This window comes from Bradyrhizobium sp. AUGA SZCCT0169, assembly GCF_018130085.1.
In the GTDB taxonomy this organism is placed as follows: Bacteria; Pseudomonadota; Alphaproteobacteria; order Rhizobiales; family Xanthobacteraceae; genus Bradyrhizobium.
In genome coordinates this window covers 1-24,518 of record NZ_JAFCMC010000052.1, presented here as the reverse complement: position 1 = coordinate 24,518, position 24,518 = coordinate 1, and the positions used below count along the sequence as shown (strand labels likewise).

Genomic DNA, 24,518 nt, shown 5'->3' with positions numbered 1-24,518 from the left:
TTCCTCTCCCACAGCTGGCTGCGGAAGGAAAGAACGAAAACACGCGGAGGTTCACCCCGGAAGACGGCGTCACCAGCTGTAGCGGATGGCGCCCTTGCCGGCATAGGAGCGGGTGATGTCGGAGAACTCACCCTCGAAGGTGGCGGCGGCGGACCAGCCGTTCAGCCATTTCATTTCGGCGGAGGCCGTGGTCAGCGCGGTGTTCGGCGCCTGCGCCGCACCGCTGACGAGGAAGGTGGCGCCGGGCACCGACTGGAACAGCGCCGTGATGCTGCGATCGGTGTTGAAATTATGCGCCCAGGCGGCGCGGCCGCGCAGCGTGAGGACCGCGTTCTGCATCGCAAAGGAGCGGTCGAGCCGGACGCCAAGTTCGCTGCGCCCAGTGGTGACATCCTTTGCCGCATAGTTCAGCGCAAAGGCATTCGAACCCGACACCACCTGTTCGGCATAGGCCGGCAATTGATAGGTGGTGAACTGGCCGGCGGCATAGGGCGTGATGCCCATCCAAGGCGTGACGTAGCGGTAGCCACCCTCGACGCGTCCGGACCAGGCGTTGGCGTTGAACTCGGCGCGCAGGCGGTCGACGCCGGCCACGGTGACGGTGCGGTCCGTGGTGACGTCCTGCCAGCCATAGACCGCCGCGGCGGTGACATAGGCTGCACCGACATTATGGCGCACGAAGGCGCCGGCCTGGAACAGGTCCGACCGCCCGTAGCCCGAGCCATTGACGTTGAAATTGGTGCCGCCGCCGGACAGCGCGAAGCCCACCAGCGTCGACGGCGAGATCCGGTAGTCCGCGCCGCCGGCGAGACCGAACGCGCGCACCGCGGCGTTGTTCGATCCCACATTGGCGTTGCCGTCGCTGTTGCTGCCGCCGCCAAAGGCCGAGCCCCACACGCTCCAGCGCTGATCGAACAAATCGTTGCGCGCGACATCGGCCTTGGTCGGGAATTTGGCGAAGGCGTCGCGCACCGTGCCCTTGTTCTTCGCGGCATAGGCATATGAACCGCTCTCCTCGGAATACGGCGTCGCGCCGCCGCCGACGCTGGCGCCGCCGTTGCGGCCGGCGATGAAGGGATCGGTCAACAGACCGAGGAAGATGTTCATCGCATCGAAGGTCGACTGCTGCGAGCCGGTCGCGAGCTCGCCCGAGATCTGCGTCAGGCCTGCGGGCGTCAGGGAGCCGACCGCGACCGGAACGCCGCCGCCGGAATTGAAGGCATTCGTCAACGCGTTGGCGACGTTCTGCTGGTTCGGCGTGAGACCATTGGTGAAACTGAGCGCGAGGTTGAGATAAACATTGTTGGCGTCGTAGCTCAGGCTGGTCTTGAAATTCGGGGCCGTGGTCCCAACCACCGGATTGAACGTGCCGCTGATGCTTGCGGCATTGAGAATGGTGTATTGCCTGGCAACGTAGTTTCCGGGTTCGAAGCTCACATTGACCGTGGCGCCGCCGAGCGTCGCAATGCCCGTCACATTGGTGCGGTCGGCCGTGGTGGGTGAAACTTCCACCATGTAACTGGCCGCCGCGGTAAATACGAGACTGCCCTGCACGGTGAGCAGGCCGATCGAGTTACCGGGCGCCAGCGCGCCGCCGTTGATGGTGGTGTTGCCGACGATGCCGTTGCCGGCGAGCGTGCCGCCGGCGTTGACGGTCACGCCGCTCGACGCGACGATCGAACCGTTGACCGTGAGCGTGCCGCCGTTCACCGTCGTGCTACCGGTGTAGTTGTTGATGCCGGACAGGATCAGGTTGCCGGTACCGACCTTCTCCAGCGAGCCGGGACCCGGGAAGCAGCCGCAATCATCGGCAATCACGCCGGTCACCTCGGTGGAGAGGTTGTTGCCACCAACGACCAGGGTATTGCCGCCGCCAATATAGTAATTGCCGGAACCGGCAAGCGAGCCCACCGTGATGCGCCCATCACCGTTCGGACCAGCGCTGCCGCCGAATTCGACAGAGCCGGTGCCGTTGGTGATGAACTGCGCGGTGCCGCCGTTGGCGTTGTCGAAGAAGCTGGTGGTGCCGCCGTCATTGGTGATGATTTTGGCGTTGCCGGCGGTGCTGTTGTCGAAGAAGCCGGTAGCGCCGCCATTGTTGGTGGTGATGGTGGCGTTGGCGGCGGTGGACGATGCGTTGAACTCGGTCAACCCCAAATTATTGTTGGTGATCGTGGCGCTGCCGGCGCTCGCAGTATCCGTTCCGAAGGCCTGGCCGAACGCCGTCGTGCCGAAATTGTCGTTGGTGATGGTCGCGAACCCGGCCGAGGCCCGGTCGACGAAAACCAGCTGGGCCGCGTTCTGATTGGTGATCTTCGCGGTGCCGGCGTTGGTGTTGGCGAAGAAGCCGACCGCGCTGCCGCCATCGTTGATGATGGTTGCACTACCCGCGGTGGCGGTATCGGTACCGCCGAAAACGCCAAAGGTGAGCTGGCCGCCATTGATGTTGTTGATGGTCATGCTACCGGCGGAGGTCGCATTGAGAAAATTCGCCGCGCCGCCGTCATTGGTCAGCGAAGTGATGCCGGACGTGTTGGCGTTGACGACATCGAGACGCCCGAAGTTGGTGATATCGCCAACGAGCGACGCCGTATGCGTCGCATCGCCGAGCTGCAATGCCACGCAATTGCAGATTTCCGTGCCGCCGGTATAGGTGTTGTTGCCGAGCAGGACGACGGTGCCACCGCCCGCACTGTCCACCGTCAGCTTGCCCGCGCCGACGCCGTCGGAGATGTTGCCGGCAATGGTCAGTATGATGCCGTTGGCGTCGATCGTAGCGCCTGCGCCGGAGTTATTGATCCTGAAATTATTGGTGAAGGTGATGTCGCCGGCGCCGTCGGCTTTGAATGCGGCATTGTCGAGCGTCACCGTTCCGGTGCCGACCGAAGAGGAATTGGTGACCAGCACCGTGGTCCCAACCACCAGCGTCCCGCCGGTGTAGGTATTGGTGCCCGATAGCTGAACGTTGGCTGTCGCGGAGCCGGTCGAGTCGATCAAACGCAAAACGCCGGCGCCGACGCCATCAGCGATCACGCCCTGAAGATTGACCTCGGCGCCGTTCGCGTCGACCGTGCCGCCGGCGGCGCTGACGGCGATGTTGTTGGTGAAAGCAACGCTCACGACCGTCGGCGACTGCATCTGGAAGGTACCGCCGCTCAGCGTGATCGTGCCGCTGCCGACCGAATCCGCGTTCGTTACTTGCACCGTTCCGGCTGAAATCACCGTCCCGCCGGAATAGCCATTGGTGCCCGCAAGCACCAATGTGCTGTTGCCGGTTTGCTGCACCATGATGGGGCCACCGATACCATCAGTGACGTTGGCGGAGATGGTAATGGTTTGGCCGGTGTTGGCGCTGTTGATAAGGCCGCCGGTTGGCCCTGACAGGCTGAAGGCAACCGGGTTCCCGCTGATCGTGAACGAAAGCGAATTGGCGTTGAAGGTCCAGGAGTCCGGCAACATCGGACCGGCACCGATGGTTATCGTCGCTGATCCCGTCGAACCGAAAACGGCCGCCTGTGTCGGAAGGATCGGCGGCGCACCGGCCGGCGGATTGGACCAGTTGGTGCCGAGGCTGTAGTCGCTCGTAACGGTCGTGCTGCCGGTGCCGCCCCAGACGGACTGCGCTTGTGCCGCCGGCACCGCCGCGAACGCCAGGCCAATGCCAAACAGCAGCCCGGCCACGCGCTGCCGCAGCCGTTTTTCCACGCCCGATGCCGACTTAAAAACCACGCCCAAACCCCAGTACCCCCCAGCGCTCTGCGGCGCTGTCCGGGCACAACCTAGCATGGGTTCCACCGTACAATTACGGTTTGCCGGGAATCCCTTGTTTTGACACCGGAAAATGGGCGTTTTCCGGGGCACCTGTGGTACCCGGGCAACGCTTGGAGGGCGGCTCCTCTCATTCAGCGCAAGGTCGTCGGCCGGGACCCGCTCAGGCGTTCGGCGACGACTCGGCCGCGACCGTCAGCAGCTGCGACCGCCGCACCCGTTCGCGATGGGCTGTGTAGAGGCCACTGGCGACGATGAAGCAGGCACCGGTCACGGTGTAGACGTCCGGGACTTCGCCGAAGATCAGGAAGCCGAGGATGCTGACCCAGAGCAATTGCGTATAGGAGAACGGCGCCAGCACCGAGGCATCGGCGTAACGGAACGCCAGCACCACGATCCACTGTCCCGCGGTCGAGGCGACGCCGATGAAGATGCCGAAGGCGATGTCGTGCCAGGTCGGCGTCACCCAGACGAACGGCACCAATGCGCTGAGGATGCAGACGCCCGCGATCGACGAATAGGTCATCACGGTGATGGCGCGCTCGGTGCCGCTCATCATCCGCGTCATGATCAGCGTGCAGGCCCAGGCCAGCGCCGAGACCAGCGGAAAGAACGCCGCGGGATGAAACGCACCGGTGCCCGGCCGCAGGATGATAATGACGCCGATCAGGCCGACGCCGGTCGCGATCCAGCGGCGCAGGCCGACCTTCTCGCTCAGGAACACGATCGACAGCGCGGTAACGAGCAGCGGCGCGACGAAGCCGGTGGCGGAGGCTTCCGCGATCGGGAGAAACCGCAGGCCGGAGATGAAGAACAGCGACGAGGCCAGCACGGTGAGGCCGCGCATCAAATGCAGGCCGGGCCGCCTGGTCTGCAACGCAAACAGCGGCGAGCCCGGCAGCATCGCCGGCGTCATGATCATGGCGAACACCACGAAGCGGATCCAGGCGATCTCGATCGAGGGCAGCGTCGCGGACAGATATTTGGCCGTCACGTCAGAGACGCCGAGGAAGACCGTCGACGCCAGGATCAGCGCGATGCCCTTGAACGGACGATCGGCACGAGCGGGCGCTTTGGGAGTGAAGTACTTCTTCTCGGGCAACGGCAATGGCGCGCTGTCCAGCCTGGCGGCTGCGGCGGGGGGCGGTGTCACGGCAATCTCGAAAGCAATAATGATCGAATCGGGCGAGGCTCTAAAAAACGCTATCTGAGGCGGAACAACAAGGTCCGATAACGGGATGCGGATATGCGCTGAGGGCGCGATTGCAACACTTTGTTAAGAACCGTCATCTGCCAAAGCGTCGCAATCCGTCGTCCTGAGGTGCGCGCTCTTGCGCGCCTCGAAGGGTGACGGCCCGTCGGTGGCCGATTCATCCTTCGAGGCTTCTATCAGAGCATCGGCAGACCGCGCGGCTTCGGGCCACGCGGAAAGGCCTTGTCGAGGGCTTCGATCTCGCTGGCGCTCAGCGTCAACTTTCCCGCCGCCGCATTGTCCGCGGCATGCTCCGCGCTCGCGGCTTTCGGAATTGCAAACACCGCTGCAAGGCGCGTCAGAAACGCGAGCGCGATCTGCCGCGCGGTGACGTGGCGCGCGTCGGCAATCGCCTGCAACACCTGCCCTTCCCTGCTGTGCGGCGAGGGAAAATCATTGTGACCGAACGGTGAATAGGCGACGACGGCAACACCGTGCCGTTCGCACCACGGGATGACAGCATGCTCGATCGCGCGCTCCTGCAAATGATAGAGCACCTGGTTGCAGGCGATCCTGCCCTGCCCGGCGACCGCCAGCAATTCGTTGAGATCGTCGGTGTCGAAATTGCTGACACCCCATGAGCGGATTTTTCCGGCTGATATCAACTGATCGAACGCCGCCACGGTGTCTTCAAGCTCATGGGATCCGCGCCAGTGCAGCAGGTAGCAGTCGAGGTGATCGGTCTTCAGCCGCTTCAGCGATCGCTCGCAGGCGGCAATGGTGCCGCGACGCGACGCGTTGCTCGGCAGCACCTTGGAGACGAGATAGAGATCCTCGCGCTTGCCGGCGGCCATCGCCTCCGCGATCACGGGTTCGGCATCGCCATACATTTCGGCGGTGTCGACATGGGTCATGCCGAGCTCGAGGCCGCGGCATAGTGCTGCGACCGCGCTTTTGCGGTCGGCGCGATCGATGTACCAGGTGCCCTGCCCGATGACGGACACTTCCGGGCCTTTGACGCCGAATTTTTTCTGCTTCACGATCGCCTCAACTTCTGATGTTGCCGACCAGACGAGGACGGCGATGGACTTCGAGCGGGTTCTCGACCGGCAGCGCGCGCAGCCAATCGCGGAAGCTGACGACCTCAGGACAGTCAGCGGTGCCTTCGGGCGCAATCAGCCAATCGCCCAAACCGGATCCCTCATTGACGCGGTCGCAGCGATAGCCCGGATGGTGGCCAAGACCGCGGGCGATCAGCAGGTCGACTTTGCCCTCGACCAGCTCGTGCAGGCCGGCGGGCTGCAGCACCCGCAAACCGATTTCCGCATGCGCGCCGCGAAACGCCGCCAACTCCAGCCGGCGCAGGTCGAAGCTGCCATGGAGCCCCAACTGCAGCAGCACCGCGCCGGCCGGCTTCAACCGGGTGGTCGCATCGGCGATCAGACGAAAGCCGTCGGATATTTCGGGCAGATAGGCCTGGCCGGCCGCGGTCAGGATGAGCTGTTTGTGCAGCCGCTCGAACAGGCGTACGCCGAGGCGCGCCTCCAGCGCTTTCACCTGCTGCCCCACGGCGGCGGGTGTCACATGCAGCTCGTGCGCGGCCAGTTTGAAGCTGAGATGTCGCGCGGCGGCTTCAAATGCGCGAAGCGCATTGAGTGGTGGAAGGGTGTAGGTCATCGCGCTGCAGTTTGTCACTGATGGGCCCTGGCCTTGCAATAGATTTTCTAGTGCTTGAGCGAAGGAACTATGCTTTGCGCTGACCTGATGTCCCCGGTTACGGTCGCTTCGCAGCATCCGGAGATCCCATGCCTCGCCGACTAGATCATCTCGTTATTTGCGTCCACAATCTGGCAAAGGCCGCGCCGGACTGGCAAACGCTCGGCTTTTCTCTCACGCCGACCGGCGTCCATCCCTTTGGAACCAGCAACCGTCTGGCGATGTTCGGGAATAATTTTCTGGAACTGCTTGGTGTCACCGATGCTGGGGCAGTGCCGCCAGCCGCGCCCGGCCACTTCAGCTTCGCCGCCCACAATCAGGATTTTCTTCGCACCGGTGAAGGGATGTCGATGCTGGCCTTGCACAGCACCGACTCCATGCCGAAGCGGTGCGCTTCAACGCGGCCCATCTCGGCGCCTATGCGCCGTTCGATTTTGGCCGTGACGCGGTGCTGCCGGGCGGTGGCACGGCCCGCGTCGGATTTTCACTGGCGTTTGCCACTGATCCCGCGATGCCCGGGATCGCCTTCTTCACCTGCCAGCAACGCCATCCGCCCGAACTGTTCTGGAAGGCCGAATACCAGCATCACCTTAACGGCGCCCTGCGCGTGGTCGAAGTCGTGATGTCGGCGCCGGAGCCGGCGCAGCACCGCGCGTTCCTCGAGCGCCTCACGGAGGGTGTCGCCGAATTCGCGACCGGGCGATTGACGGTGGGCGAACGCGGCGACCGGATAACCGTGCTCGGCCCGCCCGAGCTGGCACGCCGGCTGCCGAATTGCGCCGCCGATGGTTCGCCGCGCTTTTGCGCGGCGCGGCTGGCGGTCACCGATCTCGATGCGACCGGACGGGTCTTGAAGAACAACGGTGTCGCGTTCGAGGTCATCGGCGATGTGTTGCTGACTTCGCCCGCCGCATCGCATGGCCTGGCGCTGGAGTTCGTCGAACAGGAGACTGCCTATGGCTGAGATTCACCCCTTTTACGAACAGCATCGCGGTGCGATGGAGACCGCCATGCGCCATCGCCTCGACCTTGCCGAAGCGATGTTGTGCGAGCGCGCGCATCTATCCGATATTGATGGGATCAGGCAGGAGGTGATGGACGAATTCGAAATCGTGCTTACCCAAATGCCCTATGTCGGAGGCTCGGCAAGCCGCATGAGCGATTTCTTCATGCGCCTCATCGGCTTTATGGCCATCAGCCGGGTGCTCCGGCGACACGACGTTCCGCTGTCCGCGATCGGCGAAATCGAGCGAGAAACCTACAAGGCGCAATTGCTCACCGTGCCCGAAGCGGAGCGCCTCGCCTCGGGTCGTCAGTTCATGTCGTCAGAGAATCAGGCTTTGCTGCGCGAGCAGGCTGCAAAAAGCCACCGCCAAGAATTTCCGGAAGATTTCGTCTACGATTTCGTCGAGCCTGATACGGGTGACAAGTTTGAATTCGGCATCAACTACAAGGCTTGCGGCTTCTGCAAATTCGCGGCTCGCCATGGAGATCAAGAAATCCTGCCGAACATTTGCGGGCTTGATTTCGACGCCTATGCAACGCGGGGCATCCATTTGGAAAGGACACAAACGCTGGCTGGCGGCGCGAGCCACTGCAATTTCCGATTCTCGCGGCTGGCGTCGGAGTAGGACGATACGGGTGTGCTCGAGTCATTCGCGTCGCCTCCTCCGTCATTGCGAGCGAAGCGAAGCAATCCATCGGGCGGCAAACAGGAAGCAAGAATGGATTGCTTCGCTACGCTCGCAATGACGTTGATGGACCTGCTTTAATTCGCAGCCACGGCCAACTGCGGCACGGCGTTCGGCGCGGTTTGCGCGATCAGTCGCTTCAACTCCGGAATGCATGAGCCGCAATTGGTGCCCGCCTTCAGTTTGGCGCCGATGTCGGCCGCGGATCGCGCGCCTGCGGCGATGCTGTCGCAGATCGTGGTGCGGCCAACACCAAAACAGGCGCAGATGATCGGGCCGGCATTGGCAAGACCGTCCGTCGATTTGCCCGACAAAAGCATGCGGCGCTGATCGTTGCTGAGCGCGTCGGCGGCAAACAGGCCCTTGACCACATTCCAGTCGCCGGCGTCCCGCGCGGGCCCGATGAACAGGCAGGTCTCGATACGGTCGGCGGCAAAAGACGCCGCGCGATAGACGCCGCCGCCAAAGTCCTTGTATTCGGCGAGGTCATCGCCGGCGATCGATCCGAGCCAGGACTGCCAGCCCCTGAGATCGGCGTTATCCGCGAGCAGATAGCCATAGCCGCCATTGACGGCGACGCGCGCCCACCAGGCATGCGCGGGTAGCTCGAGCGGCGTGCGCGACAATGCAAAGCCGCGGAACACATATTCGTAAGGGGTGATCGAGGCCGGCGTCGCCTTGTTCTCGGGCTGGCCGGAGAACGGATCGGTGAGCGGCGCGACCAGCGATCCCACGCGTGCGCCGGTCGCGGTGACCGCGCTCCAGTGGATCGGCGCGAACAGCATGCCGCGCTGCTGGCGCTCGCTGACGACAACCCGCAGCGTGCATTGTCCGTAATCGGTCGTGACCCGCGCGAAATCGCCGTCGGCGACGCCGTGCCTTGCCGCGTCGTCCGGATGCACTTCGACGAACGGCTCCGGCAGATGCTGGCCGAGCCGCGGGCTCATCCCGGTGCGGGTCATGGTGTGCCATTGGTCGCGGACGCGGCCGGTGTTCAGCCGCAGCGGGCGCGCGGCCGTAGTCTCGGTCCGCAGCGCGGGAGTCTCGGGTGCGATAAAACGGGCCTTCTGTTCGCCAGTGAAGAATCCGCCTTCGGCAAAGAAGCGCGCCTGCGGCTGCGCATCGAGCCGGATCGGCCATTGCACCGGCGCCATCGTATCGAACGCTTCGTCCGACAGCGCCTGCAAGCCGCCGATGTCGAAATCGCGGTTGCCCTCGTTTTCGAACGCCGAGAGTGCGGCGTGCTCGCGAAAAATATCGGCGGCCGATGCAAAATTGAATGCCGCGCCAAAGCCGAGCCGCTTTGCGATCTCGCCGATGATCCACCAATCCGGCCGCGCCTCGCCCGGCGAAGAAAGAAACGCGCGCTGACGGGAGATGCGGCGTTCCGAGTTGGTCACGGTGCCGGATTTCTCGCCCCAAGCCTGCGCCGGAAACAGCACCTGCGCCCCGGCATCGACGGTGTCGTTGGTAACAACGTTTTCGGAGACGACGAACAATTCGAGCTTCTTCAGCGCCGCGCTGACGGCGTCGGCATTGGGCAGCGACACCGCCGGATTGGTGCCGATCACCCACAGCGCCTTGATCTCGCCGCGCGCGATGGCCTCGAACATCTGGACCGCTTTCAGCCCTTCATGGGTGGCGATCCGCGGCGCCTTCCAGAACCGGCGCACGCGGTCGATATCCGGCGGCGAAAAACCCATATGGGCCGCCAGCTGGTTGGCGAGCCCGCCGACCTCGCGGCCGCCCATCGCATTGGGCTGTCCGGTCAGCGAGAACGGCGACGCGCCCAATTTACCGATCCGACCCGTCGCAAGGTGGCAGTTGAGGATCGCATTGACCTTGTCGGTGCCCTGCGCCGATTGGTTGACGCCTTGCGAATACATCGTGACCACGCGCGGCGTATTGGCGAACATCTGGAAGAACGCCGCGACATCAGGCTCGGACAGGCCGGTTGCCAGCGCCGTCGCGCCGAGGCTGCCAGCCATGCTGCGCGCCCGCATCATCGCGTCGTCGAAGCCAGTAGTATGGCGTTCGATGTAGTCGTGGTCGAGCGCGCCGTTGTCGGCGAGGTGCACCAGCAAACCGCTGAACAATGCGGTGTCGGTGCCCGGCTTCAACCCCAGAAACAGATCGTCATTGCCGACCGTATCGGTCCGGCGCGGATCGATCACCACGATGCGGGCGCCGCGGCTCTGCTTGTTGACCAGCATGCGCTGGTACAGCACCGGATGACACCAGGCCGCGTTGGAGCCGACCAGCACCAGCAAATCGGCCTCGTCGAGATCTTCGTAGCAGCCGGGCACGGTGTCCGCCCCGAACGCGCGGCGGTGGCCGGCGACTGACGACGCCATGCACAGCCGTGAATTGGTGTCGACATTGGCGCTGCCGACGAATCCCTTCATCAGCTTGTTGGCGACGTAATAGTCTTCGGTCAGCAGCTGCCCGGAGAGATAGAACGCGACGGCGCCGGGTCCGTCGCGCGCGATGATGTGCTGAAAACGATGCGCGACATGGTCGAGCGCGTCGCTCCAGGCCACGCGCTCCATGGTCCCATTGTCGCAGCGGATCATCGGATGCAGCAGGCGATTTTCCAGACCCAGCGTCTCGCCGAGCGCCGAGCCCTTCGAGCACAGCCGGCCGAAATTCGCCGGGTGCTCGGGATCGCCCGAGATCGACGCCCCGCCCCGCCCGTCGGGCGTCGCCAGCACGCCGCAACCGACGCCGCAATAGGCGCAGGCGGTCTTGGTGACGCGCAAATGGGGATCGACGGCGGTCATGCGAGCAACCGGCTCATGCCGCCTCTGAACGGATCGCGAGCGAACGGCCGAACATCATGTCGGCGCGAATGGGCGCGGTGGGCTGGCGGGTACGGATCAGTTCGAGATACCAGAGCGCGTCGCTGGCATCGCCGATCAGTACTGCGCCGGTCAGCCGTCCGTCCGCAACCACGAGTTTCTTGTAGGTGCCGTAGTTGAGATCGCTGAGCACGATGGTTTCGGAGCCCTCAGTGCCCACGAAATCACCCGCTGAGAACACGCTGACGCCGGAGACCTTCAGATTGGTCGCCACGATGCTGCCGCTATAGGAGGTGTCGCGGCCTGCGAGATGCCGCGCCAGCACGCGCGCCTGCTCATAGGCCGGCTCGACCAGGCCGTAGCAGATGCCGCGGTGTTCGGCGCATTCGCCGATCGCAAAGATGCCGGGCGCGACGGTTTGCATGACGTCGTCGACGACGACGCCCCGGTTGACGGCAATGCCGGCTTCCTTTGCCAGAGCGATATTCGGCCGGATGCCCGCTGCGAAGATCACCGCATCGGCATCGATGCGGCGGCCATCGGTCAGTTCGAGGCCCTCGACGCGTGTCGTGCCATGGATGCGCGCGGTGTTGGCATTGAGCAGGATCTCGATGCCCTTGCGCTCGACCAGCGATTTCAACAGTTCCGCGGCGGGCGCATCGAGCTGGCGCTCCATCAGCCGCTCCATCAAATGAACCAGCGTCACCGGCGCGCCGGCCTTGGCGAGCCCGTAGGCCGCTTCCAGCCCGAGCAGCCCGCCACCGACGACCACGACGCGCTTCTTCTGCGCGGCCAGCGTCAGCAGGAGATCGACGTCGCGGCTGTCGCGAAACGTGTGCACGCCGGCAAGATCGGCGCCTGATACGTTGAGCCGCAGCGGCGACGAACCCGTGGTCAGGACCAGTTTCGAGAACGGGACACTCTCTTCATTTTCGATTTTGACTTCGCGCCGCCCGACATCGACCTCGGTGGCCCGGCAGCCGTATTTCAGGGTGACGCCGCGGTCGCGCCACCATGAAGCGGGCCTGAGCTCGATATCATGCGAGGCGGTCTCGCCGGCAAGGACCGATGACAGCAGCACGCGATTATACGCAAGCCGCGGTTCGTCCCCGATCACGGCAATGGCGTAGCGGCCGAGCGCGACCTTGGCCAGTTCGTCGACCAGACGGGCGGCAGCCATTCCGTTGCCGACAATCACCAGCGGTTCGCTCATGACGTACCCTCACTCGGCCGCTTCAGCGCCCGCGCGGGCGCGGAGATAACAAGAACTACGCCGCCTCGACGAAGCGATGCCGCTCGTACAGGAATTCGAGCACGCGCTGCCGGCACTTGAGGTACCCGGGGTTGGTTGCGAGCTCGAGCCGTTTGCGCGGACGCGCCAGCGGCACTTCCAGTACTTCGCCGATCCGCGCGCTCGGCCCGTTGGTCATCATCACGATGCGGTCCGACAGCAGCACGGCCTCGTCGACGTCATGGGTGATCATCAGGATGGTGTTGCCGAGCTTCTGGTGCAGCGCCATCACCGAGTCCTGCAGATGCGCGCGGGTCAGCGCGTCGAGCGCGCCAAAGGGCTCGTCGAGCAGCAGCACCTTCGGCTCCATCGCCAGCGCCCGGGCGATACCGACGCGCTGCTTCATGCCGCCGGAGATTTCCGACGGGCGCTTGTCCTTGGCATGGGCCATCTGCACGAGGTTGAGATTGTGCATCACCCAGGCATCGCGTTCGCTGCGGGTCTTGCTCGAAGCGAACACCTTGTCGACGCCGAGCCGGACGTTTTCATAGACGGTCAGCCAGGGCAGCAGGCTGTGGTTCTGGAACACCACTGCGCGATCCGGTCCCGGCGAATTGACTTCGCGGTTTTCCAGCAGCACGCAGCCATTGGTGCAGTCGGTAAGGCCGGCCACGATGTTGAGCAGCGTGGACTTGCCGCATCCGGAATGGCCGATGATCGAAACGTATTCGCCCTTGTCGATCGTCAGGTTGATTTCCTTCAGCACCTCGGTCGAGGCATTGCCGCGGGTGAAGGTCTTGTCGATGTGGTCGAGCTTCAGATAGGCCTGCATGATATGTTCCCTTCAGCCTGCGGACGTGCCGCGGGTCACGATCTTGCCCAGTCCTGCGATCAAGCGATCGAGCACGAAGCCGATGATGCCGACATAGAACAGCGCCAGGATGATCTCGCTGATGTGCGAGGAGTTCCAGGCGTCCCAGATGAAGAAGCCGATGCCGACGCCGCCGATCAGCATCTCGGCCGCGACGATCGCGAGCCAGGACAGGCCGATGCCGATGCGCAAGCCCGTGAAGATGTAGGGGGCAGCGGCCGGGATCATGATCTTGCCGAAGAACTCCAGCGGATTGAGCTGCACCACGGCCGCGACGTTGCGGTAATCCTGCGGGATGTTGCGGATGCCGACTGCGGTGTTGATGATGATCGGCCACACCGAGGTGATGAAGATCACGAAGATCGCCGAGGGCTGGCCGTCGCGGAACGCGGCCAGCGACAGCGGCAGCCACGCCAGCGGCGGGATGGTGCGCAGCACCTGGAACAAGGGATCGAGCCCGCGCATCGCCCAGACCGACTGGCCGACCAGCGTGCCGAGCGCGACGCCGACGATCGCAGCGATCGAATAGCCGAGCGCGACGCGCTGCAGACTTGCGGACAAGTGCCAGAACAGGCCCTTGTCGATGCCGCCGCGATCGAAGAACGGATCGAAGATCAGTTCCTTGGTGTCCTTGAACACGCGCGAGGGCGGCGGCAAGGTGGAGCCGGCGCGTTGGCAGACCAGCTCCCAGAACAGCATCAGGAGCGCGATCACGATCAGCGGCGGCACGACGCGCACCGCGGTGTCCTTGACCATCTTGCTGTATTTTTCGGCACGCGGCGGACGCTTCGGCGTCATCGTCACGACCGGGGTGGCAACCGGGGCCGCCGCGTGCGTAACAATCGCGGTGGCGGGTTCGGTCTTGATCGCAGGCATGTTCATGGGAAATGCGTCTCCGTGTTCACGAGGCGGACCGCCCGCTTGCGGGCGGTCCTGCCGGATCAGACATCAGCACGCTTGATGGACAGCGACTTCAGGTACGCGCCCGGATCTTCCGGATCGAACACCTTGCCGTCGAAGAAGGTCTCCTTGCCGCGTGACTTCGAGGCTGGAATATCCGCAGCCGCGACGCCGAGCGCCTTGGCGGCATCGCGCCAGATGTCCTCGCGATTGACCTTGGCGATCAGTGCCTTGGAGTCGTAGCCCGGCTCGAACTTGCCCCAGCGAATGTCCTCGGTCATGAACCAGAGATCGTGGCTCTGGAACGGATAGGAGGCGTGGTCGCGCCAGTACTTCATGATGTGCGGCGAGTTCTCGACCACCTTGCCGGTGCCGTAGTCGAACTTGCCCTTGGCGCGATCGAGAATGTCCTCAACCGGGCAGTTGATCCACTGCCGCTTGCCCATGATGGTGGCGAGTTCTTCCTTGTTCTCCATCTTGTCGGCCCATTGCTGCGCCTCCTGGATCGCCATGGTGATGGCCTGCGCAGCCTTCGGATTCTTGTCGACCCAGGCCGAGCGCATCGCGAAGGATTTCTCGGGATGCTTGTTCCAGAGCTCGCCGGTGTTGACCGCGGTGTAGCCGATCTTCTGATGCACGAGCTGGCCGGGCCAGGGTTCGCCGACGCAGAAGCAGTCCATGGTGCCGACCTTCATGTTGGCGACCATCTGCGGCGGCGGCACCGTAATGGTTTCGATGTCCTTGTCGGGGTCGATGCCGCCGGCGGCGAGCCAGTAACGGATCCACAGATCGTGCGTGCCGCCCGGGAACGTCATCGCCGCCTTGATCGGCTTGCCGGCAGCTTTCTTCTTTTCCAGCGCTTCCTTGAACGGTTTGGCGTCCAGGCCGACCTTGAGATCGGCGTATTCATTGGAGACCGAGATGCACTGCGCGTCGAGATTGAGCCGCGCCAGGATGTACATCGGCGTCGGCTGATTGTTCTGCGTCACCTTGCCGGCCGAGATCAAATACGGCATCGGGGTGAGGATGTGCGCGCCATCGATGCCGTTGCCTTCCGATCCCAGCACGAGGTTGTCGCGCGTGGTGCCCCATGAGGCCTGCTTCTGCACGTCGACATCGGGGACGCCGTGCTTGGCGAACAGGCCCTTGTCCTTAGCCACGAACAGCGCGCCGGCATCGCTGAGCGCAATGAAGCCGAGCTTGGCCCCCTTCACTTCGGGCCCCGCCCCTTGCGCGAAGGCGCCAGCCGGGAAATTTAGCTTGGCCGCGGCCAGCAACGCCGCCGTACCAGCGGTCGCTTTCAAGAGCCGGCGGCGGCTGAGGCCGTGTGAGGTCGGATGGGTGGGCTTCGTCATGGGTCTCTCTATCCTTCGTTGGAAATGGGGCCGTCCGAATGGATCACCGCGCGTGGTCGCACGAGGGCGCGTTCCAGGGATGCCCCCGGAGTGCGGCGTCACAATTCGGATGAGTGGTCTCAAGGGACGGCATCAATGGCGTCAGCACTAGCTATTCAAGCTTCGTGCCAAGCCTTCTTCACTACAAAAAACTTTTAAATATCAGTGCTATGCAGAACCAATGCCGCAAAAATCGGCAGCGGTCAGGAACCAGTCATCGCTTTTCAAATTTGCGATTCGCCCAATCCTTGTGCGGTGCACAACGATTGGGCAGGCCTCGCACCAGCCTGCCTCAGGCGTCCTCTTTGGCGTTGTCAGGTGTCTTGTCAGTCGTCCTGGCCATCATCGGTTTTGGCGCGGCGCCATCGCCCGGTTTCATCCTGAATTCGTAGGTCATCAGGTGCCACGGCGCGGCCGCGGGCTTGCCGTCCGGCATCGTTGCGTCAGTGCGTTTTTCAATCTTCGCGACCAGCTCGTCCTTGACGCCGAACACCACGTCGGAATCGAGATATTTGTCGCCCTCCATGAACACATGCGTGATCAGCGGCTGATAGCCAGGCGCATCGACCAGGAAGTGCACATGCGCCGGCCGCATCGCGTGCCGCCGCGTCTGGATGATCATTTCGCCGACCGGACCGTCGGTCGGGATCGGATAGCTGCACGGCAAAATGGTGCGGAAGAAGAACCGGCCATCGGCATCGGTGACGAAGCGCGCCCGCGACGAGGGTCCCTCGGTGGCATAAGACGCCTTCTGTGAATCGTAATAGCCTTCGTCATCGGCGTGCCAGATATCGACGGGAACATTCGCCAGCGGCTTGCCCGCAAGATCCGTGACGCGGCTCTGCACGAACATCCGCTCGCCCGGCAAATTGGCCGAGACGTCGGTGCCGTGCGGCGTCACCTTGTGTTCGCCGACATAGAACGGCCCGAGCACGGTGGTCTCGGTGGCGCCTTCGCGTTCGCGGTGGTTGACGGCGTCGACCAGCATCGAGACCCCGAGCACGTCGGAGAGCAGGATGAATTCCTGGCGGATCGGGGTGCACTTCTGTCCGGTCCGGGTCAGGAAATCGATCGCGTATTCCCATTCCTCGAAGGTGAGATCGGTCCGGCTGACATAATCGTGCAACGATTTCACCAATTCCTGCAGCAGGAATTTCGCCCGCGGATCCGGCGTGTCATCGAAGCTGCGGATCACAGCGGCGGTCAGTTCGGTTTCGTTGAATTGGGGCATTTTGGCTGTCCTGCGGGGTGCATGGTGGCTCGGTCAAGCCTACACCACCATACCGCACGGGGTAAGCGCAGGCGGTTGGAACGGGGCACACTTTTCGGCTATCAAGGCTCCCTCGCCAGCCGGAGATCAGCCCTGATGCTAGCCCCTACCCCCGCCTCGCCCGAGTCTGCCGGAATGTCGAAGCCGGCGCTGGATCGTCTCGAGAACCATCTCAAGCAGCGCTACATCGACGCCGGCCGCTTCCCGGGAACACAGGTCCTGATCTACCGCCGCGGCAAGGTCGTGCATTCGACCGCGCAGGGCTTTGCCGACCTCGAGCGCAAGGTCCCGGTCAAGGACGACACCATCTTCCGCATTTATTCGATGACCAAGCCGATCACGAGCGTGGCTTTCATGATGCTGCTCGAGGAGGGCCGCGTCGCGCTCGACGAGCCCGTCCACAAATACATTCCGGAATGGAAGAACCTCGGCGTGTTCCAGGCCGGCAGCTTCCCGGCCTTCCTGACCCGGCCACCGTCGCGGCCGATGCTGATCGTGGACCTGTTGCGGCACACCTCGGGTCTTACGTATGGCTTCCAGCAGCGCTCCAATGTCGACGCCGCCTATCGCGAGAACAAGATCGGCGAGGTCATCAAGGCCGGCACGCTGCAAAGCATGATCGAGGATCTCGCCAAGATCCCACTGGAATTTTCGCCGGGCGAAGCTTGGAACTATTCGGTTGCCACCGACGTGGTCGGCTATCTGGTCGGCAAGATCAGCGGCATGCCGTTCGAGCAGTTCCTGAAGGAACGCATCTTCAATCCGCTCGGCATGAACGACACCGACTTCTTCGTGCCGGCAGACAAGGCGCATCGTTTTGCGGCCTGCTATTCCGCTGGCGTACAGATCGGCATGACGGCCGGCGAGGCCACATTGAAGCTGCAGGATGACCCGGCTACGAGTTCGTTCCTTACCCCGCCCTCGCTCGTCTCCGGCGGCGGCGGATTGTGCTCGACCGCGGCCGACTATCTCACCTTCTGCCGGGCGCTCCTCAATGGCGGTGAGCTTGGCGGCGTCAGGCTCATCGGGCCAAAGACGCTGAAGCTGATGACGTCGAACCATCTGCCCGGCGGGTTGGACCTGCCTGGCATGTCGCGCTCACTGTTCAGCGAAGCCACCTATAACGGCATCGGCTTCGGTCTCGGCTTTGCCGTCACCATGCATCCCGAGCAGACGCTGATTCCCGGCAGCCCCGGCGAGTATAATTGGGGCGGCGCGGCGACGACCTCGTTCTTCATCGATCCCGCCGAAGAACTGATCACGATCTTCATGACCCAGGTGCTGCCGTCGAGCGCCTATCCGCTGCGGCGCGAGCTGCGCACCCTGGTGTATGCGGCGATCACCGACAGCAATCTCTGAAGCCGGAGCCTCATCCCGCGGCATGATCGCCGCGGGATAGATGGCCTGCTATTTCAACATCTCCGGCACGATCAGGCGCGGCAGGAACAGCGATACGCTGGGCCAGATGATCAGCGCCGCCAGCACCAGCAGCATCGGGATCAGCATGATCACGGTGTCCTTGAGCGCATAACGCAGCCGCACCCCGGCAATCGAGCACGCGATCATCAGACATAACCCGTAAGGCGGTGTCACCAGCCCGAACGCCAGCGAGACGATCGAGATGATCGCGAACTGCACCGGATGGAGATCGACCGCCCGCGCCAGCGGCTCCAGCACGGTGCCGACGATCACGATCGCCGGAATGGCATCGAGGAAGCAGCCGACCACCAGAAAACAGAAGGAGATGAAGAAGCCCGCCGCGATCGGCCCCATGCCCCATGTCGAGACGTTGGCCAGCAGTTCCTGCGGAATCTTGTAATAGGCGAGCAGCCAGCCGAATGCGCTCGCCGTGCCGATACAGAACAGCGCGACGCCGGCGAGGCGCCCGGTGTCGAGCAAGGCCTTGTAAAGTTCTTTGGCGCCGGTTTCGCGGTAGAAGAAAGCCGACAGCGCCACCGAATACAGCACCGCGACGCAGGCGGACTCGGTTGCCGTGAACCAGCCGAGCAGAATGCCTCCGACGATGATGAACGGGGTGATCAGCGCCGGTATAGATCGCCAGAGCGCGCAACGCATCTCGACCCAGCTCGACTTTGGATAGGTCGGATAGCCGCGGCGCACCGCATAGACATGCACGGTGACCATCTGCGCGCCCGCGATCAACAATCCGGGAACGATGCCGGCCAGGTACATCGCCGCGATCGACGTCGAGATCAACCCGCCCCACACGATCATCAGGATCGACGGCGGGATGATGACCGCAAGCACCGCCGACACCGCGGTGATGGCGATCGAAAACGAGAGGTCGTAGCCTTCCTTGGTCTGGGCATCGATGAAGATCTTCGACTGACTCGCCGCATCCGCGGTCGAGGAGCCGGAGATGCCGGCGAAGAACACCGACAGCACGACGTTGATCTGCGCCAGCGAGCCTGGCCAGTGCCCGACCATCGAACGCGACAGCGACACCAGGCGGTCGGTGATGCCGCCGATGCTCATCAGGTTCGCGGTCAGCAGGAAGAACGGCACCGCCAGCAGGATGAAGGAGTTGTAGGCGTTGAAGGTTTCCTGCGCGAGCATCATCATCGACAGCCGCGGCTCGATCAGCAGGATCGGCAGGCAGGCAAGCCCGAGCGCGAACGCGACCGGTACGCGCAGGATGAGCAGGCCGATGAAAACGCCGAACAGGACCATAGCAGCCTGCCCGGCGGAAAGAACACTGCCGCTCATCGTGCCACCCCGAGCAAGATCCGCGCCTCATCGACGATCTGTTCGCCCGCGAACGCGATCCACGTGAAGCCTGCCACCGGCCATGCGACGTGAATCAGCCAGAGCGGCAGATCGGCCAGCTCCGACGTCCTGTTCCAGGCAAACCGCGTGAACTCAAGGCCCGCCCACACGAACACCAGCGCCAGCGCCAATATCCCGAGCCGTCCCGTGATCCGCACAGCGGCCTCCGACCGCCGCGACAAATCGGGCCAGACATCGACTTCGAAATGCTGCGCCTCCCTGACGCCGACCATCGCCCCGATCATGATGGTCCAGACGAACAGGAACCGCGCCATCTCCTCGGTCCAGATGTAGGATGGGATGAACGGCGTATAGCGCGAGATGATCTGCAGCGTGACGGGAATGACCAGGATGCCGACGCAGGCCGCCAGCAGGATTTCCAGCAATTTGCCGTAGGCGCGCGTCAGTCGCCGCCACAGCGACGGGTTGAAATCGATCGGCAGTTCGGTCATTGGCGCCCCCGCGCGGTAACACTCATCGAACGGGGCAAGCGGTGAAGCTTGCCCCGAACTCCGGTCTGCGACGCGCAGCCCTAGGCGACGTTGATTTTCTCGAAGATGGCTTCGGCGCCGATTTCCTTGGCGTACGTCGCCATCACGGGATCGGCGAGCTTCTTCATGGCGTCGCGCTCCTCGAACGGCACGCGCTTGAGCTTGCCCGCCTTTTCCAGCGCGTCGAGCTTGATGACTTCCTCACTCGACTCGAGCTTGCGGCCGAAGTCCCCGGCCTCCTTGCCCGCCTTCATGATGGCGTCCTGCAGATCCTTGGGCAGGGTCTTGAGCGTTTTGACCGAGAAGCAGATCGGCCGGATCGACACCGCATGCTGGGTCAGATTGAGGTGCGGGGCCACTTCGTAGAACTTCATCGCCTCGACGCCGGCGGCTTCGTTCTCGCCGGCCGAGATCACGCCATTCTGGATGGCGTTGTAGACCTCATTATAGGCGATGACCGTCGGAGACATGCCGGCGGCGGCAAACGTCTTCGACCAGATCGGCGCGCCCTGTACACGCACCTTGAGGCCCTTGATGTCGGCCAGGTTCTTGAGCGGCTTGTTAGCGAAGATGTTGCGGATGCCGCCCCCGGCGTACCCGATCAGCACCACCTCGGCCTTCGCAGCGACTTCGTCGGCGACCGGCGCCAGGATGTTCGCCTCGACGACCTTGTTCATGTGGTCGATACCCTTGAACACAAAGGGAGCATCGATGAACGGCGCCGCCTTGGCGAAGGTCGACATGTGGGCCGGAGAGACGATGCCGTAATCGACCGCCTTGCCCTGCGACATGTACTCGAAATACTGCTTCTCGAGACCGAGGGACGAGTTCTTGTGCAGCGTGAAATTGACGGGCTTGCCGTAATACTTCTTCACCAGCTCTTCGAACCGAACCAGCGCCTTGGTAAACGCGTGGTCGTCGTTGAACTGCACGGCGCCGTTCAGCGTGACCGGCGCCTGCGCTTTTAAGATGGACGGCATTCCAAAGACGGCCGCTGTCGCACCGAGCCCGGTTAATACTGTTCTGCGTTTCATGTTGTCCCTCCCTGTGCTCCGCCCTTGTACCGGGTCGTGAGCTTTGCCGACGTTGCGGCTTGCAATTTTCGAAGCGTATTCAAAAGAGCGTTGCGATGGAAGCTAATTCCAATGCGCGGATCGAACAGCACAGCGCTGCAGCTTACGCAATGATGCGGCGCACCACGCAGGCCGCCGCTCCGCCGGTCACGAACGCGAAATCGGACTAAAATCCTTGGCGGATGCCGGCTGCTTCTCCTATGCTCGCGCCGGTTTGGGGGCGCCGATCCGGGACGAGCATTGCCAAAGCGTTCACTGTCGATGCGTCTCGTCCTTCTGGTGGCGGGAACCACGCTGCCGCTGATCATTTTCGCGGCCGGCATCGTTTTCAACAATTACGTCCAGGACCGCAAGGACGCGACGCAGCGCGTGCTGGAGACCGTGCGCGGCATCCGCCTCGTGCTCGATGCCGAAATGCAGCGCATGATCGGCGGGCTTCAGGTGCTGTCGCTGACCAACGCGCTGCGGGACCGCGACTTCGACGGTTTCCGCCGCATCGTTACCGGCTTTCTCGAACAATATGGCAGGGACGGCGTCGTGCTGGTGGCGGACCGCGAAGGGCGCCAGCTGTTCTCCTCGGTCACGCCTGTCTTCAGCTGCGCAACAACCTCGACCTTGTACCGAACCCGCAGAACACGATCGGCCAGCGGGCATCGCCGTCGCTCTATGCGGAGCTGTTTCGCAAACCCGAGGGAACCTTTGCGACCGCGTCGCTCGAAGGCGCGCCGCTGACCACCGGCGTTGCGCGCTCCTCGCTCACCGGCTGGACGGTCGCCGGCGGGATTGCGGAAAGCTCGCTGGTCGCCCCGTTATGGCGCAATCTGGCGATCACCAGCGTGATCGGTGGCGTGCTGCTGCTGGTCGGCCTTGGCTTTGCAGTGCGGATGGCGACGGCGATTGCGCGCGGCGAGATGCTGCACGATCTCCTAATTGACGAGCTCAACCACCGCGTCAAGAACACGCTCGCGATCCTGCAGTCGATCGCCATGCAGACCTTTCGCAGCGCCAGCCGGACCGAGCGTGAGACATTCGAGGGCCGGCTGGGTGCGCTCGCCGAAGCGCATAATCTGCTCAGCCAGGAGAAGTGGCAGGGGTCCGAACTGCAGGACGTCGTCGCACGGGTTCGCAATCCCTATCTGCTCAACAATCCGGAGCGGGTGCGGATGTTCGGACCGAAGGTGCCGCTATCGCCGCGGCTCGCCGTGGTGTTGTCGATGATCGTGCACGAGATCGCGACCAATGCCGCAAAATACGGTGCGCTGTCGAACGACAGTGGAACCGTTACGCTGGATTGGGAGATCATCGCACAAGGCGGTGGCCGCAAACTTCGGATGATCTGGAGCGAGTCCGGCGGGCCGCACGTTTCTGCGCCGGTGCAGCGCGGTTTCGGCTCGCGCCTGATCGAGCGCAGCGCGCGAGACCAGCTCGGCGGCGAGGCCACCGTCGACTTCCTGCCCCGCGGCGTCGTCTGCACGGTGACTGCGGCGCTCGAGCAGGAGACTTGAGCGGATAGCGATTTCGACCGCGACAAGCCGCGGCGCGAGTTCGAAGGGCCTAACCGGAGGATGTCACCGCAGGCTGGAGCCGGGATGGGTTGCCCGCAACCAAAGAGCGACAACGAGTCGCACCGGCAAAGGCGCCGTGCAGGCCGGCCGGTCGGGGAGTTTTTGCGCAGGCCTATCGGGCCGAAGGCAGCGCTTATTTGATGAGCTTCAAATAAGGCGGCAACCGCGGGCCCGGTGCGGCCTTGGTGGTATGCGCAGCCTGAGCATCCGTCACCATCAGGTCGCACAGCGCCTTGAGTTCGGAATCCGTCACCCGATGCAGTTCCATCCGAAGCTCGAGAATGGCCAGCGACAGCAATCTCGCGGCCTCCGGGCTGGCCTTATCCATCAGAAACGCCCGACATTCCTCCAGCGTTGCGAGGAGCGACAACAATCGTTCTTCTGAATGGGCCGCCGGCATTTTGTCAGTTCCCGAGCTTGCAAGATAGATTGGAGGCGGTTCGGATCGTCGCTTCATGAGCCTCTCCACGAAAAGGCACCAAAATAATTCGGCCGCTGTCACGCAATGGATCGTGTGAGAGCCTGACCTGATGATCCAGAAGTTTTACTCAATTGTCCAGCACACTATCGATTTGAAAATCGTATCGACCGTGCTGTATTTTTTCAGATATCACGGTTGAGGCATGTGCTCGATACAAGCCACGGGAAGTCCTTTCGTACACCTAAAGAGGTATTTCATCGGCCCACAACCCGCCACAAATATCCGTAGAAGTACCGGGTACACAGGCGTTACACGGTAAGTATGCTCCCAAAATCTGTGGCAAGTGAACTCGCGGTGGTTGTAGTTTGTCGAATAGTTTGCCAAATGTACGGGTGCGGGGTTTTGCTAAATTATGCCCCGGGCGCCAATGGCTGGAGGCAGCCGACGGCGCCGGTATCAGGGTGTTTCCAATGCGCAAATGCGTTTGGCTACCATCCCGCAATCACTCGATATCCCGTGGTTCTAACGACGAACTCACGACCCTGACGAACTTAACGCGGTAAATGCGGATGAACCCCTGGCTCGATCGCTCAGGGTTTCCCGATCGAAGGACGGTAAAACCAGAATGAAAACATCAGCAGCAAAGAAGATGAAGCAGCGCAGTGCCGGCAAACCCGACATTGAATTGGGCAAGCGGATTCGCCTGCGGCGTGTTGAGCAGAAGATCTCGCAAGCAGAGCTTGGCGACAAGCTCGGCGTCAGCTTCCAGCAGGTCCAGAAGTACGAGAAGGGCGTCAACCGTGTCGGCGCAGCTCGTCTTCAGCAGATCGCTACCGCGCTTGATGTGCCCGTCACCTTCTTCTACGACGGCGACGGCAAGGCGCGTGAGGTCGAGAGCCTGCTGTTCCTCGACAGCGCTTTCAGCCTGCGGTTGTTGCGAGCCTACAGCAAGATCAAGGACCAGACCGTACAACGTCAGCTGGTGTCCTTGATGGAATCGATCGCAGCGAACGAAGACTGATCGGTTGCCTGGTGCTTTCGCGCGGACCGGGGCCGGTTCGCGCGAAGAACACGCGTGAAAGGTGTGCGTCAAAAAAAGTACGCGTCAAAAAATACGCCGCGAATAACCACGGCTCCAACAATCCACGTCTTCAACAAATCCACGCCTTCGACAAATAGAGCCCGGTTGTGACTCCGTCAGAACCGAAACGGCTCTAAAGCGTGATGGCATTAGGTTCGATAGCCTGAGTTTTTGAGGTAGTTGGCACATTCTTCTGAGGTGAAGGCATCGAGTGCGCAGCCGATTGCGGCGCAGACCGCGTCGACAGTTCGCGCGGCAGCTTTGCGGAC

Annotated in this window: 18 protein-coding genes and 2 pseudogenes; 6 read left to right on the top strand and 14 right to left on the bottom strand. The window is 63.0% G+C overall.

Annotated elements, in window-relative coordinates; all coding sequences use genetic code 11:
* Positions 1–69 precede the first annotated feature (69 nt).
* The 4 genes from JQ609_RS32915 to JQ609_RS32900 form a co-directional block, all read right to left on the bottom strand.
* The gene (locus tag JQ609_RS32915) at positions 70–3,729 is read right to left on the bottom strand and encodes an autotransporter domain-containing protein (RefSeq protein ID WP_312014927.1); all 3,660 of its coding nucleotides are present in this window, start codon (positions 3,727–3,729) and stop codon (positions 70–72) included.
* Between the two features lie 202 nt (positions 3,730–3,931).
* Complete coding sequence (locus JQ609_RS32910; protein WP_249119302.1) at positions 3,932–4,876, bottom strand: DMT family transporter; 945 nt, start codon at positions 4,874–4,876, stop codon at positions 3,932–3,934.
* Positions 4,877–5,157: 281 nt separating this feature from the next.
* Positions 5,158–6,000, bottom strand: a complete 843-nt coding sequence (locus JQ609_RS32905; RefSeq protein WP_212276774.1) for an aldo/keto reductase — start codon at positions 5,998–6,000, stop codon at positions 5,158–5,160.
* A gap of 7 nt (positions 6,001–6,007) precedes the next feature.
* On the bottom strand, positions 6,008–6,637 hold the full coding sequence (locus JQ609_RS32900) for a LysR family transcriptional regulator (protein WP_212276773.1): 630 nt from the start codon (positions 6,635–6,637) through the stop codon (positions 6,008–6,010).
* A gap of 128 nt (positions 6,638–6,765) precedes the next feature.
* Here JQ609_RS32900 and JQ609_RS35700 point away from each other — a divergent pair.
* The 3 genes and pseudogenes from JQ609_RS35700 to JQ609_RS32890 form a co-directional block, all read left to right on the top strand.
* Positions 6,766–7,020: pseudogene (locus JQ609_RS35700) on the top strand (VOC family protein); the annotation flags it as partial.
* 44 nt (positions 7,021–7,064) lie between these two features.
* Entirely contained in the window at positions 7,065–7,640 is a 576-nt protein-coding gene (locus JQ609_RS35695; protein ID WP_312014926.1) for a VOC family protein, read from the top strand.
* Positions 7,633–8,307, top strand: a complete 675-nt coding sequence (locus JQ609_RS32890) for an L-2-amino-thiazoline-4-carboxylic acid hydrolase (RefSeq protein ID WP_212276772.1) — start codon at positions 7,633–7,635, stop codon at positions 8,305–8,307. Before JQ609_RS35695 ends, JQ609_RS32890 begins: the two co-directional genes overlap by 8 nt.
* Positions 8,308–8,444: 137 nt before the next feature.
* Here the strand turns inward: JQ609_RS32890 and JQ609_RS32885 are convergent, their stop codons facing one another.
* From JQ609_RS32885 to JQ609_RS32860, 6 genes are all read right to left on the bottom strand, one after another.
* Entirely contained in the window at positions 8,445–11,147 is a 2,703-nt protein-coding gene (locus JQ609_RS32885; RefSeq protein WP_212276771.1) for a nitrate reductase, read from the bottom strand.
* 13 nt (positions 11,148–11,160) lie between these two features.
* Entirely contained in the window at positions 11,161–12,378 is a 1,218-nt protein-coding gene (locus JQ609_RS32880) for an NAD(P)/FAD-dependent oxidoreductase (RefSeq protein ID WP_212276770.1), read from the bottom strand.
* A 55-nt stretch (positions 12,379–12,433) separates the two neighbouring features.
* Positions 12,434–13,228: an ABC transporter ATP-binding protein gene (locus JQ609_RS32875; RefSeq protein WP_212208447.1), complete on the bottom strand. Its 795-nt coding sequence runs from the start codon at positions 13,226–13,228 to the stop codon at positions 12,434–12,436.
* 12 nt (positions 13,229–13,240) lie between these two features.
* Positions 13,241–14,149, bottom strand: coding sequence for a nitrate ABC transporter permease (gene ntrB / locus JQ609_RS32870; RefSeq protein WP_212208448.1), 909 nt, complete (start codon positions 14,147–14,149; stop codon positions 13,241–13,243).
* A gap of 59 nt (positions 14,150–14,208) precedes the next feature.
* On the bottom strand, positions 14,209–15,522 hold the full coding sequence (locus JQ609_RS32865; protein ID WP_212276769.1) for a CmpA/NrtA family ABC transporter substrate-binding protein: 1,314 nt from the start codon (positions 15,520–15,522) through the stop codon (positions 14,209–14,211).
* Positions 15,523–15,853: 331 nt separating this feature from the next.
* Positions 15,854–16,792 carry a dioxygenase gene (locus JQ609_RS32860; protein ID WP_212276768.1) on the bottom strand — a complete coding sequence of 313 codons (939 nt, stop codon included), beginning with the start codon at positions 16,790–16,792 and terminating at the stop codon, positions 15,854–15,856.
* Positions 16,793–16,927: 135 nt separating this feature from the next.
* Here JQ609_RS32860 and JQ609_RS32855 point away from each other — a divergent pair, with 135 nt between their 5' ends.
* Positions 16,928–18,190 carry a serine hydrolase gene (locus JQ609_RS32855; protein WP_212276767.1) on the top strand — a complete coding sequence of 421 codons (1,263 nt, stop codon included), beginning with the start codon at positions 16,928–16,930 and terminating at the stop codon, positions 18,188–18,190.
* 48 nt (positions 18,191–18,238) lie between these two features.
* Here JQ609_RS32855 and JQ609_RS32850 read toward each other — a convergent pair whose 3' ends face one another.
* The 3 genes from JQ609_RS32850 to JQ609_RS32840 form a co-directional block, all read right to left on the bottom strand.
* Positions 18,239–19,558 (bottom strand): TRAP transporter large permease, encoded by a 1,320-nt coding sequence (locus tag JQ609_RS32850; RefSeq protein ID WP_212208452.1) that lies wholly within the window; start codon positions 19,556–19,558, stop codon positions 18,239–18,241.
* Positions 19,555–20,070: a TRAP transporter small permease gene (locus JQ609_RS32845; RefSeq protein WP_212276766.1), complete on the bottom strand. Its 516-nt coding sequence runs from the start codon at positions 20,068–20,070 to the stop codon at positions 19,555–19,557. Before JQ609_RS32845 ends, JQ609_RS32850 begins: the two co-directional genes overlap by 4 nt.
* Before the next feature lie 80 nt (positions 20,071–20,150).
* Complete coding sequence (locus JQ609_RS32840) at positions 20,151–21,143, bottom strand: TRAP transporter substrate-binding protein (RefSeq protein WP_212208454.1); 993 nt, start codon at positions 21,141–21,143, stop codon at positions 20,151–20,153.
* Between the two features lie 300 nt (positions 21,144–21,443).
* Here JQ609_RS32840 and JQ609_RS32835 point away from each other — a divergent pair.
* Positions 21,444–22,687: pseudogene (locus tag JQ609_RS32835) on the top strand (sensor histidine kinase).
* Positions 22,688–22,880: 193 nt separating this feature from the next.
* Here JQ609_RS32835 and JQ609_RS32830 read toward each other — a convergent pair.
* Positions 22,881–23,204 carry a hypothetical protein gene (locus JQ609_RS32830; protein WP_212276765.1) on the bottom strand — a complete coding sequence of 108 codons (324 nt, stop codon included), beginning with the start codon at positions 23,202–23,204 and terminating at the stop codon, positions 22,881–22,883.
* Between the two features lie 589 nt (positions 23,205–23,793).
* Here JQ609_RS32830 and JQ609_RS32825 point away from each other — a divergent pair.
* Entirely contained in the window at positions 23,794–24,189 is a 396-nt protein-coding gene (locus JQ609_RS32825; protein WP_192734827.1) for a helix-turn-helix domain-containing protein, read from the top strand.
* Positions 24,190–24,518: the final 329 nt, after the last annotated feature.